Below are 11,516 nucleotides of genomic sequence, written 5' to 3'. Positions count from 1 at the left end.
TCAGGTCGCGTACCGCTCGACGCTGACGACCTCCCCGTCGCGACGGTGCAGCACGGCGAACGCGCCCTTGCGCAGGTGCACGCTCTTGCCGCTCAGGGTGTCGATCAGACCGGGCAGCACCTTGCCGTGGCTGCACACCGCCGCGGGCACCGTGATGTCCCTGACGAGCGCGGGCGTCTTCTGCGGATCCTGGCTCTCCTCGCTGAGCAGGGGCTCGATCTTGATCTCGGTCCCGTACGGCTCCAGCGTCTGGACACATCGGGCACTGGGCGAGCTCATCAGCAGCTCGGGCCGGTAGGCGGGCAGCGCCGTGGCCAGCCTCTCGGCCTGGGCGCCGCCGTCGGTGTCGAGCGGGCGCGTCGCGTCGTCGCCGTCCCACTCGCTCCTGGAACCGGCCGAACCATGCCGTACGAGGACGAGCGGCACCGTGTCGAGCGGTGCGACCCGCAGCGACCGCAGCAGCCCCGCGTCCCACTCGTACGTCAGCAGCCGCCTGGCCTCCTCGACCGGCAGCCAGCGCAGCTCGTCGACCTCCTCGCCCGGCTCGAACCCGTCGTCGGCGACCGCCTGCCCGGCCCAGTAGTCGACCCGCTTGAGCCGGCCCGAGCTGAGGTAGTGGATGGGCGGCAGGGCGCGGCCGAGCAGCACGGTCATGCCGGTCTCCTCGCGCACCTCGCGCAGGCCGGCGGCGATCACGTGCTCCCCGGACTTCAGCTTGCCCTTGGGGAAGGTCCAGTCGTCGTAGTTGGGGCGGTGGATGACGGCCACCTCCGGGCGGCTCTCCTCGCCCCTCCAGACCACGGCTCCGGCTGCCCGGAGCAGGTCAGTCATCAACGGTCCTCCAGCGGCGCGTACCTATGAGATGGATCTGCAGGTCTTCGCCCGGATGGCGGACCCAGGTGCCGTCGGAGCCGAGCAGCCACGCGTTCGTGGTGTCGGCCATGGCCAGGTCCATCAGCTCGATGAGGTAGGACTTGTGCTGCTGCGAGGTCACCTTGACGAGGGCTTCGACGCGGCGGTCGAGGTTCCTGCGCATCAGGTCGGCGCTGCCGATCCACACCTCGGGCCGCCGTCCCAGACCGAACTCGTAGACCCGGGAGTGCTCCAGGAACCTGCCCAGGATCGAACGTACGCGGATGTTCTCGGACAGGTCGGGAATGCCCGGGCGCAGGATGCAGACGCCGCGTACCCACACGTCCACCGGCACCCCGGCCCTGGACGCCCGGTAGAGCGCGTCGATGATCGGCTCGTCCACCAGCGAGTTCGTCTTGATCCTGATCCGGGCCGGCCGGCCCGCCTGCTGGTGGGCGATCTCCCGCTCGATCCTGGCCAGCAGCCCGCTGCGCATCGAGTGCGGCGCGACCAGCAGCCGCCGGTAGGCAGAGTGGTGGGAGTACCCGGTCAGGTGGATGAACAGGTCGGTGACGTCCTCGCCGACCAGCGGGTCGGCGGTGAGCAGGCCGAAGTCCTCGTACTGGCGGGCGGTCTTGGGGTTGTAGTTGCCGGTGCCGATGTGGCAGTAGCGGCGCAGCTCACCCGAGGGCTCCTGGCGGACCACGAGGGCGAGCTTGCAGTGCGTCTTCAGGCCCACGACGCCGTAGACCACGTGGCAGCCGGCGCGTTCGAGCTTGCGGGCCCAGGAGATGTTCGCGTGCTCGTCGAAGCGGGCCTTGATCTCCACGACGACCACGACCTGCTTGCCGGCCTCGGCCGCGTCGATCAGGGCGTCCACGATGGGGGAGTCGCCGCTGGTCCGGTAGAGGGTCTGCTTGATCGCCAGCACCCTCGGGTCGGCCGCGGCCACCTCGATGAAGTCCTGCACGCTGGTGGCGAAGGAGTCGTACGGGTGGTGCAGCAGCACGTCGCGCTCGCGCAGCACCGAGAAGATGTCGTCCTCGGCGTTGACCACCTCGGCCGGCACGAACGGCCGCCAGCTCAGCTCGCCCCGGTCGAGGTCGGCGATGGCGTGCAGGCCCGACAGGTCGAGCGGCCCCGGCAGCCGGTAGATCTCGTGGGGCGCCAGCTCCAGCTCCTCGACGAGCAGCGCCAGCACCTCGGGCGTGATCGTGCTCTCGACCTCGAGCCGTACGGGCGGGCCGAAGCGCCGCTTGAGCAGCTCCTTCTCCAGCGCCTTCATGAGGTTCTCGGTGACGTCCTCGTCGACGTCGAGGTCTTCGTTCCTGGTGACGCGGAAGACGTGGTGCTGGAGGATCTCCATGCCCTTGAAGAGCTGCCCGAGATGAGCGGCGATGACGTCTTCGAGCGGAACGAAGCGATCCTTGGACGCGGGGACGAACCTGGGCAACTGCGAAGGAACCTTGACCCGGGCGAACACCGTGTGATCGGTCGCCGGGTTACGCACCAGAACCGCAAGATTCAGGCTCAGCCCGGAAATGTACGGAAAGGGGTGGGCGGGGTCCACGGCCAGCGGCGTCAGCACGGGCCTGATCCGCTCCCTGAAGAGCTTGCGCAGCTCCGTGCGCTCCTCGCGGCCCAGGTCGTCCCACCTGGCGATCTCGATGCCCTCAGTGGCCAGTTGGGGGCAGACCTGCTGGTGGAAGGCCGCCGCGTGCCGCCGGGCCAGCTCGTCGGCGATCAGCGCGATCCTGGCCAGCTCCTCGCGCGGTTTCAGCCCGCTCTTGGTGCGCAGCAGCAGGCCCGTCGCCATCCGGCGCTTGAGCCCCGCCACGCGTACGCGGAAGAACTCGTCCAGGTTGCTGGCGAAGATCGCGAGGAACCGTACCCGTTCGAGCAGCGGCAGCGCCGGGTCCTCGGCCAGTTCGAGCACGCGTTCGTTGAACTGGAGCCAGCTTTCCTCGCGGTTGAGGAACCGCTCCTGTGGCAGGGGCAGGTCATTGGTTGGCTGGAACGGTTCCGCGGACATATGGCGTATATTGCCCCGTTTGGTTGAACAGAACGTTAACGTAGCCGCAACGGCTCACCCTAAAAGGTCAGCCCTGCTCAACCCAATCGTCACTCCGCACTGCCCGGCTGTTCAAGACTCACTCGGGATGATCTACCTGTTCGAGCCGGGCGGCCCGCTCGGCCAGCCTGGCCTCCCGCTGGCGGATCTTGTCCTCGCGCTCCTGGGCCTTCTCCGCCTCCTTCAGCAGCCGCTCGCGCTCCTTCAGCTCGCGCACCCGGGCCTTCTCGGCCTCCTTGAGCTCGCGCTGACGGATCTTCTCGGCCTCCTTGAGCTCCTTCTCGCGGGCCTTCTCCAGCTCGCGCAGCTCCTTCTCGCTGGTGGCGGGGCGCGGCTTGACCGGCGGCGCCGGCTCGCGGGAGGTCGCGGTGATCGCGGGGTGCGGGTTGAGCCCGGTCAGACCGTTCCAGGACAGGTTGACCAGGTGGGCGGCCACTTCCTCGCGGCCGGGTTTGCGCACGTCGAGCCACCACTGCCCGGTCAGCGCGACCATGCCGACGAGCATCTGGGCGTACATCGGCGCGAGCTTGGGGTCGTAGCCGCGCGAGGCGAACTCGTCGGCCAGCACGTCTTCGACCTGGCTGGCGATCTCGCTGATCAGGCTGGCGAACGTGCCGGTGCCCGAGGCGGCGTGCGAGTCGCGGACCAGGATGCGGAAGCCCTCGCTGCTCTCCTCGATGTAGCGGAGCAGGGCCAGGGCGGCCCGCTCCAGCTTGATGAGGGAATGTGAGGCGGCGAGGGCTTCGGTGATCATGCCGAGGAGCTTCTGCATCTCCCGGTCGACCACGACCGCGTAAACGCCTTCCTTGCCGCCGAAGTGCTCGTAGACCACGGGTTTCGACACCTGTGCGGTCGCCGCGATCTCCTCGATAGAGGTCCCGTCGAACCCCTTCTCCGCGAAGAGCGTACGGCCGATGCTGATCAGCTGCTCTCTTCGCTCGGCGCCGGACATGCGTCTGCGGGATCGGGGTTCGGTCACGGTCTCCATAATGACGGCCACGGATCCATGACCGCTCATCGGCTGATCGCCATCAGGCAATGCGCTTCGCCGCCAGGCGCTCCGGGGTCGGCCAGCGGACGTCGTACACCCAGCCGAGCCTCTCGAAGATCCGGATCAGTCCGGCGCTCAGGTCGATCTGGCCCTTCAGCGCGCCGTGCCTGGCGCAGGTCGGGTCGGAGTGGTGCAGGTTGTGCCAGGACTCGCCGAAGGAGGGGATGGCCAGCCACCACACGTTGCGCGACTTGTCGCGGGTCTGGAAGTCCTCCTCGCCGAAGACGTGGCAGATCGAGTTGATCGACCAGGTCACGTGGTGCAGCAGCCCGATGCGCACGATCGAGCCCCAGAACAGCGCGGTGAGGCCGCCCTGCCAGGACCAGGTCAGCAGCAGGCCCAGCACGCCGGGCAGCAGGATGGAGATGAGCGCCATGGCGCCGAACCACTTGTGCAGCTTGACGATGTCCTCGTCCTTGCACAGGTCGGGGGCGTACTTCTCCCTGTTGGTGCGCTCGCTCTCGAACAGCCAGCCCATGTGGGCGTAGAGCAGGCCCTTGGACATGTTCACGAAGCCAGGGCCGAAGCGCCACGGCGAGTGCGGGTCGCCCTCCTTGTCGGAGAACTTGTGGTGCTTGCGGTGGGTGGCCACCCAGTCCAGCACGGACATCTCCAGCGACAGGCTGCCCGCGATGCCCATCGCGATCTTCAGCGGCCGCTTGGCCTTGAACGAGCCGTGCGTGAAGTAGCGGTGCAGGCCGACGGTGACGCCGAGGCCGGAGACCACGTAGAAGACGAAGGAGATGGCGATGTCCGTCCAGCCGAGTCCCCATCCCCAGGCGAGCGGCACCGCGGCGGCGATCGCCACCAGTGGCAGGCCGACGACGAGACCGAAGGTGATGAGTTCCGCCTTGGACTTGGGCTCGGGCTCGAAATCGGGCTTGGGGGTAGGCGAGGAACGCTCGGTGAGAACGGTCATGGGCGACCTCCAACGGCATGTATGAGAACTAATGTCCTGGCTACGCAACCGTAACCTACGCCAGCGTAAGTAAGGAAGACCTAAGTCGATAATGTGGAGAAGGTCTCGCTTTGGCGGGCGAGGTGGGTGGGCTTCCACGCTTGTGCCATTTCGGGTGGTCTGTTATGCGGTACGCCACGCCGTCCACCCCTTGTCAGCAGGGCACTTCCCGTTAGAGGTGGCTGTGGGGTGTAATTACGGGCGCGCGCCCGGGTGCGGGCTCGGTAAGGTGGAGGGGTCGGACACCACGTGTCCGATCTGTCCCGGATCGTCTAATCGGCAGGACAAGTGGTTTTGGTCCACTTTGTAGGGGTTCGAGTCCTCTTCCGGGAGCTCTGAGGTGCTCCCCGAGCGAAATGTTCGGGGAGAGGCCAGGTATCCTCACGGTGTCGGGAGGGTAGCGGTGCGGTAGACGCACCCAACGCCCTGATCCGTCCAGCCACAGGGAGCCTCAGTCCGTGAGTGTGCCGCGCCCGGCAGCCGTCATCGTCCTCGCCGCCGGCGAGGGCACCCGGATGAAGAGCCAGACCCCCAAAGTCCTGCATGAGTTGTGCGGCCGCGCGCTGGTCGACCACATGCTCGCCGCCGCCAGAGACCTCGGTCCCGAGCGGCTCATCGTCGTCATCGGCCACGCGCTGGAGCGGGTCGGCGGCCATCTGGCCGCCACCAGCCCCGACGCGCGCGCCGTCGTCCAGCGGGAGCAGCGTGGCACCGGCCACGCCGTGCGCACCGTGCTCGAGGAGGTCGGCACGATCGCCGGCACGGTCCTCGTCACGTACGGCGACGTCCCGCTCCTCCGCACCCAGACCCTGGCCGAGCTGCTCGAACGGCACGCCACCGACGGCAACGCCGTCACCGTGCTGACCGCCGAGGTGCCCGACCCGACCGGCTACGGGCGGATCATCCGCGACGAGGCCGGCGCCGTGCTGAGCATCGTCGAGGAGAAGGACGCCAGTGCCGAGCAGCGCGCCATCAGGGAGATGAACTCCGGCATCTACGCCTTCGACGGCCTGCTTCTCGCCGACGCCGTCAAGCGCGTGTCCACCGACAACGCCCAGGGTGAGGAATACCTCACCGACGTGCTGTCCATCCTGCGCGGCGACGGCCACCGGGTCGGCGCCTGCGTGGCCGGCGACTTCGTCGAGGTGGAGGGCGTCAACGACCGCGTCCAGCTCGCCGCCGCCCGCCAGGTGCTCAACCGGCGCCTGCTCGACCAGCACATGCGCGCCGGAGTCACGATCATCGACCCGGCCAGCACCTGGATCGACGTGGGCGTGCGCGTCGGGCCCGACACCGTCATCCACCCCGGCACCCAGCTCCACGGCGACACCGTCATCGAGGCCGGCGCCGAGATCGGCCCCGCCACCACGCTGACCGGCACCTTCGTCGGAGAGGGCGCCGTCGTCCGCAACGCCGTCTGCGACCACGCCGAGATCGGCCCGGAGGCCAACGTCGGCCCCTACGCCTACCTGCGCCCGGGCACCGTGCTCGGCCACAAGTCCAAGGCCGGGACGTTCGTCGAGATGAAGAACACCAAGGTCGGCGAGCGCTCCAAGGTGCCGCACCTGTCCTACGCGGGCGACGCCACCATCGGCTCCGACGTCAACATCGGCGCCTCCACCATCTTCGTCAACTACGACGGGGTCAACAAGCACCACACCACCGTGCGTGACGGCGCGTTCGTCGGCTGCGACACCATGCTCGTCGCGCCGGTGACGATCAACGACGGCGCCTACACGGCCGCCGGATCGACGATCGTCGACGACGTTCCCCCAGGCGCGATCGGCGTGGCGCGTGCGCGGCAGCGCAACATCGAGAAATGGGTCTTGCGCAGGCGCGCGGGAACGAAGTCGGCCGCGGCCGCCGAGCGGGCGCTGGCCGAGCAAGAGCAGGAGAAGAAGCAGTGACCAGCATCAAGCAGCCCGGCGAGAAGAACCTCATGCTCTTCTCGGGGCGGGCACACCCGGAGCTGGCCGCGGAGGTGGCCGAGCACGTCGGCGTCTCCCTCACCCCCACCAAACTGATCGACTTCGCCAACGGCGAGATCTACGTCCGCTATCTGGAGTCCGTACGCGGGTGCGACGCGTTCGTCATCCAGAGCCACACCGGCCCCATCAACAAGTGGATCATGGAACAGCTCATCATGGTCGACGCGCTCAAGCGGGCCTCCGCCAAGCGCATCACCGTGGTCATGCCGTTCTACGGCTACGCCCGGCAGGACAAGAAGAGCCGCGGCCGCGAGCCCATCACCGCCCGGCTCGTCGCCGACATGCTCAAGACCGCGGGCGCCGACCGGCTCATGTCGATCGACCTGCACACCTCGCAGATCCAGGGCTTCTTCGACGGCCCGGTGGACCACCTGTTCGCCATGCCGGTGCTGGAGAGCTACCTCAAGAACAAGCTCGACCTGGAGAACACCACGGTCGTCTCGCCCGACACCGGCCGGGTGCGCCTGTCGGAGCGCTGGGCCGACACGCTGGGCACGCCGCTGGCGTTCATCCACAAGCGCCGCGACCTCGACGTGGCCAACTCGGTGAAGGTCAGCGAGGTCGTCGGTAAAGTACGCGGCCGCACCTGCGTGCTCATCGACGACATGATCGACACCGCCGGCACCATCTGCAAGGCCGCCGACGCCCTCTACGAGCAGGGCGCCACCAACGTGATCGTCGCCGCCACCCACGCGGTCTTCTCCGACCCCGCGGTCGACCGGCTGAAGAACTCCCAGATCTCCGAGGTCATCGTCACCAACACGCTGCCGCTGGCGGAGAGCAGCCGCTTCGACAAGCTGACCGTGCTGTCCATCGCCCCGCTGATCGCCCGCGCCATCACCGAGATCTTCCAGGACGGCTCCGTCACCAGCCTGTTCGAGGGGGACGTCTGAAGCCCTTAGGATAAGAGGGTTGCGCTCGTAACGCCTTCCGCTAGGGCGGGTGAGGGTGAGCGCTCGATCCATTCCGACTCATGCATCCCTAGGAGATGTCGTGTCTGAAGTACGTATTGCCGCCGAGTCCCGCACCGCCTTCGGCAAGGGCGCCGCTCGCAAGATCCGTCGCGCCGACAAGGTGCCCGCCGTCCTCTACGGCCACGGCATCGACCCCAAGCACCTCACGCTGCCCGGCCACGAGGTCCTGCTCGCGCTCCGTACGCCCAACGTGCTGATCCACCTCAAGGGTGACGGCGTCGACGAGCTGGCCCTGCCCAAGGGCGTGCAGCGCGACCCGATCAAGGGCTTCGTCGAGCACGTCGACCTGCTCCTGGTCAAGCGCGGCGAGAAGGTCACGGTCGAGATCCCCGTCACCACCGTCGGCGACGTCAACTCCGAGGGCCTGCTCGACCAGCAGCTCGTCTCCATCGGCGTGGAGGCCGAGGCCACCCACATCCCGACCGGCGTCGAGGTCGACGTCGAGGGCCTGGAGATCGGCACCGTGGTCACCGCCGGCCAGCTCAACCTGCCCAAGGGCGCCACGCTGACCGCCGACCCCGAGGCCGTCATCCTGCAGGTCATCAACAAGCCGGTCGAGGCTCCCGCCGAGGGCGAGGAGGCCGCTGAGGGCGAGACCGCCGCCGCCGAGGGCGAGACCGCCGAGGCCGCCGCCGCCGAGTAGGCGACGGGTTCACTCGTGAACGGGGCGGCCGGACTCGAGCCGTCCCGTTCCGCTTTTGAGGGGATCGCATGGATCGCTGGCTGATCGCCGGACTGGGCAACCCGGGGCCCGAATACGCGGGCAACCGGCACAACGCGGGCTTCATGGTGCTCGACGAGCTGGCCGCCAGGGCCGGCGGGCGATTCAAGGCCCACAAGAGCAGGGCCGAGGTGTGCGAGACGAGCGCGGCCATCCTGGCCAAGCCCTTCACGTACATGAACCTCTCCGGCGGCCCCGTCAAGGCGCTCGCCGACTTCTACAAGATCGGCCCTGAGCGGTTGATCGTCGTCCACGACGAGCTCGACGTGCCCTACGGCGCGCTGCGGGCCAAGCTCGGCGGCGGCGACAACGGCCACAACGGGCTGAAGTCGATCACCAAGGTGCTCGGCACGCGCGACTACCTGCGGGTCCGCTTCGGCATCGGGCGCCCGCCCGGCCGCATGGACGCCGCCTCCTTCGTGCTCAGGGACTTCGCGACCATGGAGCGCAAGGACCTGCCCTTCCTCGTGGACCGGGCGGCCGACGTGGTGGAGTCGCTGATGGCGCACGGCCTGGAAGTGACGCAGAACGAGTTCCACCGGGTTGATCTGAACATTTCCGGCCCTCCTCGCTGATCCCCGCAAAGAGCCGTTCGCCGGTTCGCCGGCCCTTGCCCGGCTACCATCTGTGACTGTCCGTTCAGGAATGGTCACCTGGAGGCAAGGCGTGCGCGGTGAGGGTCTCATGGCCGTCGTCAGGACCGGTCATGGGGTCGGCTGGGGGGCCGGGCCGCGCACGCTCTCTTGGGTGCGCTCCTATCGCCTGTTCGCGGTGCTGGGCGACCTGTGCGGGGCCGGGCTCGGGGCGGCGATCGCGTTCTCGGTCAGGTTCGGCGGGCCGACTTCGTACGTGCTGCCATATCTGCTGGTCAGCCTGGCTCTGCCCGGGGTGTGGTGCTGCGCGGTGGCGCTCAACCGGGCCTACGAGCCGCGCATGCTGGGCGTCGGCTCCGAGGAGTTCCGCCGGGTCCTGCAGGCGGGTGTGGCGCTGACCGCCGGCACCGCCATCGGCTCCTACATCACCAAGACCGACGTCGCCCGTGGCTACGTCGTGCTGTCCCTGCCGCTCGTCACCCTGCTCACGCTGCTCTTCAGGTACGCCCTGCGCCGCTCGCTGCACCGCCGCCGGGCGTCGGGCGCCTGCATGCGCAAGGTCGTCGCGGTCGGCCACCCGGCCTCGATCGACGAGCTCGTACGCCTCTTCCGCCGGGAGCGCTACCACGGCATGGACGTCGTGGCGGCCTGCCTGCCCGGCGGCGCGGCCGGCGGCTCCGTGGCCGGGGTGCCCATCGGCGGCGACCTCGCCGACGTGCCGCTCGTGGTCGACCAGTACAACGCCGACACCGTGGCCGTGCTCGCCTGCCCCGAGATGGACGGCCAGGCGCTACGGCGGCTGGCCTGGCGGCTCGAACGCACCCACACCGAGTTGGTGGTCGCCCCCGCGCTGATGGACGTGGCCGGGCCGCGCACCACGATCAGACCGGCCGCCGGGCTGCCGCTGCTGCACGTGGAGCACCCCGAGCTGGCCGGGGCCAGACAGCTCGTCAAGAACGTGTTCGACCGGCTGGTGGCCGCGACGCTGCTGGTGCTGCTGGCGCCGGCGCTGGCCGGGCTGGCGATGGCGGTGCGCGCGACGAGCCCGGGCACCGCGCTCTTCAGGCAGACGAGGGTGGGCAGGGACGGCAGGCTGTTCACGATGGTCAAGTTCCGTACTATGCGGCGCGGTTCGGAGAATCAGAAGCTCACCCTGGTCAGCGACCGTGACGGGCTGCTGTTCAAGATCCGCAACGATCCGCGCGTGACCCCGCTCGGCACCCTGATGCGCCGCCACTCGCTGGACGAGTTGCCCCAGCTCATCAACGTGGTGCTCGGCCACATGTCGCTCGTCGGCCCCCGCCCGCCGCTGCCGGAGGAGGTGGAGCGCTACGGTGACGACGTGCGCAGACGACTTCTCGTCCGTCCGGGGCTCACCGGACTGTGGCAGGTCAGTGGTAGATCTGACCTATCTTGGGAGGAATCCGTACGTCTCGACCTGCGTTACGTGGAGAACTGGTCCCTTACTTTGGACCTCCAGATCCTGTGGAAGACTTGGTCGGCTGTCGCCCGCGGGCAAGGAGCTTATTGATGACGATTCGCGACGACCACGCCCTCGCCGGCGACCTGGCGACCGAGGCGGGCGCGAGGTTGCTGGGGATTCGCGAGCGCACGGGGTTCGACGACGCCAAGGCGCTGCGCGCCGAGGGCGACCGGGCCGCGCACGTCTTCCTGATGGAGTCGCTGGCCCGGCTGCGGCCGAGCGACAGCGTGCTGTCGGAGGAGGCCACGCGTGAGGAGCGGCTGGATCCGCGCAGGCTGAAGGCCGACCGGGTGTGGATCGTGGATCCGCTCGACGGCACCCGTGAGTTCTCCGAGGCCGGCCGGCCCGACTGGGCCGTGCACGTGGCGCTGTGGGAGCGCGGCAGGCTGAGCGCGGGGGCGGTGGCGCTGCCCGCCCAGGGCCGCACACTGACGACCGCCGACCCGCCCAAGCCGCCCGCTTACGAGAAGGGCCGTTTCCGCATCGCCGTGAGCCGCACCAGGCCGCCGGAGTTCGTGCAGAAGCTGGCCTACCTCGTCGGCGCCGACCTCGTGCCGATCGGCTCGGCCGGGGCCAAGATCTCGGCCGTGCTCACCGGTGAGGTGGAGGCGTACGTACACGCCGGAGGCCAGTTCGAGTGGGATTCGGCCGCGCCGGTCGCCGTCGCCTTGGCCGCCGGGGTCCACGCCAGCCGAATCGACGGCTCCGAGCTGGCCTACAACCAAGCCGACCCCTCACTACCAGATATCCTGGTTTCCCTACCGGAGCTGGCGACATCCCTGCTCGCCGGCATCCGGGACCTGCACCGCTGAACCGCCGGAGGAA

10 protein-coding genes and 1 tRNA gene are annotated in these 11,516 nt (G+C 68.9%); 7 read left to right on the top strand and 4 right to left on the bottom strand.

Going from position 1 to position 11,516, the window contains the following annotated elements:
- The 4 genes from C4V41_RS36295 to C4V41_RS36280 all read right to left on the bottom strand — a co-directional run bounded on the left by C4V41_RS36295 (position 1) and on the right by C4V41_RS36280 (position 4,893).
- Entirely contained in the window at positions 1 to 831 is an 831-nt protein-coding gene (locus tag C4V41_RS36295) for an NUDIX hydrolase (protein ID WP_235030590.1), read from the bottom strand.
- Entirely contained in the window at positions 824 to 2,884 is a 2,061-nt protein-coding gene (locus C4V41_RS36290; RefSeq protein ID WP_103960496.1) for an RNA degradosome polyphosphate kinase, read from the bottom strand. Before C4V41_RS36290 ends, C4V41_RS36295 begins: the two co-directional genes overlap by 8 nt.
- Before the next feature lie 118 nt (positions 2,885 to 3,002).
- Entirely contained in the window at positions 3,003 to 3,911 is a 909-nt protein-coding gene (locus tag C4V41_RS36285; RefSeq protein ID WP_407670118.1) for a TetR/AcrR family transcriptional regulator, read from the bottom strand.
- Positions 3,912 to 3,954: 43 nt separating this feature from the next.
- Complete coding sequence (locus C4V41_RS36280) at positions 3,955 to 4,893, bottom strand: acyl-CoA desaturase (protein ID WP_103960494.1); 939 nt, start codon at positions 4,891 to 4,893, stop codon at positions 3,955 to 3,957.
- Positions 4,894 to 5,193: 300 nt separating this feature from the next.
- On the opposite strand from C4V41_RS36280, the gene C4V41_RS36275 reads away from it, so the two are divergent.
- From C4V41_RS36275 to C4V41_RS36245, 7 genes are all read left to right on the top strand, one after another.
- Positions 5,194 to 5,265 (top strand) — tRNA-Gln (locus tag C4V41_RS36275).
- A gap of 125 nt (positions 5,266 to 5,390) precedes the next feature.
- Complete coding sequence (gene glmU, locus C4V41_RS36270; protein WP_103960493.1) at positions 5,391 to 6,839, top strand: bifunctional UDP-N-acetylglucosamine diphosphorylase/glucosamine-1-phosphate N-acetyltransferase GlmU; 1,449 nt, start codon at positions 5,391 to 5,393, stop codon at positions 6,837 to 6,839.
- Positions 6,836 to 7,813 carry a ribose-phosphate diphosphokinase gene (locus C4V41_RS36265; RefSeq protein ID WP_103960492.1) on the top strand — a complete coding sequence of 326 codons (978 nt, stop codon included), beginning with the start codon at positions 6,836 to 6,838 and terminating at the stop codon, positions 7,811 to 7,813. Before glmU ends, C4V41_RS36265 begins: the two co-directional genes overlap by 4 nt.
- 100 nt (positions 7,814 to 7,913) lie before the next feature.
- Positions 7,914 to 8,537, top strand: a complete 624-nt coding sequence (locus C4V41_RS36260; protein ID WP_103960491.1) for a 50S ribosomal protein L25/general stress protein Ctc — start codon at positions 7,914 to 7,916, stop codon at positions 8,535 to 8,537.
- 68 nt (positions 8,538 to 8,605) lie between these two features.
- Positions 8,606 to 9,190, top strand: coding sequence for an aminoacyl-tRNA hydrolase (pth, locus tag C4V41_RS36255; protein WP_103960490.1), 585 nt, complete (start codon positions 8,606 to 8,608; stop codon positions 9,188 to 9,190).
- A 109-nt stretch (positions 9,191 to 9,299) separates the two neighbouring features.
- A complete protein-coding gene (locus C4V41_RS36250) occupies positions 9,300 to 10,739 on the top strand; it encodes a sugar transferase (protein ID WP_103960489.1) in 1,440 nt (479 codons plus the stop codon).
- A complete protein-coding gene (locus C4V41_RS36245) occupies positions 10,739 to 11,503 on the top strand; it encodes a 3'(2'),5'-bisphosphate nucleotidase CysQ (protein ID WP_200824455.1) in 765 nt (254 codons plus the stop codon). The genes C4V41_RS36250 and C4V41_RS36245 overlap by 1 nt, the downstream gene beginning before the upstream one ends.
- The last annotated feature ends 13 nt before the right edge of the window (positions 11,504 to 11,516 follow it).

Origin of the sequence: Nonomuraea solani, from assembly GCF_900108335.1 — a bacterium.
GTDB lineage: Bacteria > Actinomycetota > Actinomycetes > Streptosporangiales > Streptosporangiaceae > Nonomuraea > Nonomuraea solani.
This window is presented reverse-complemented; position numbering and strand designations above follow the sequence as displayed.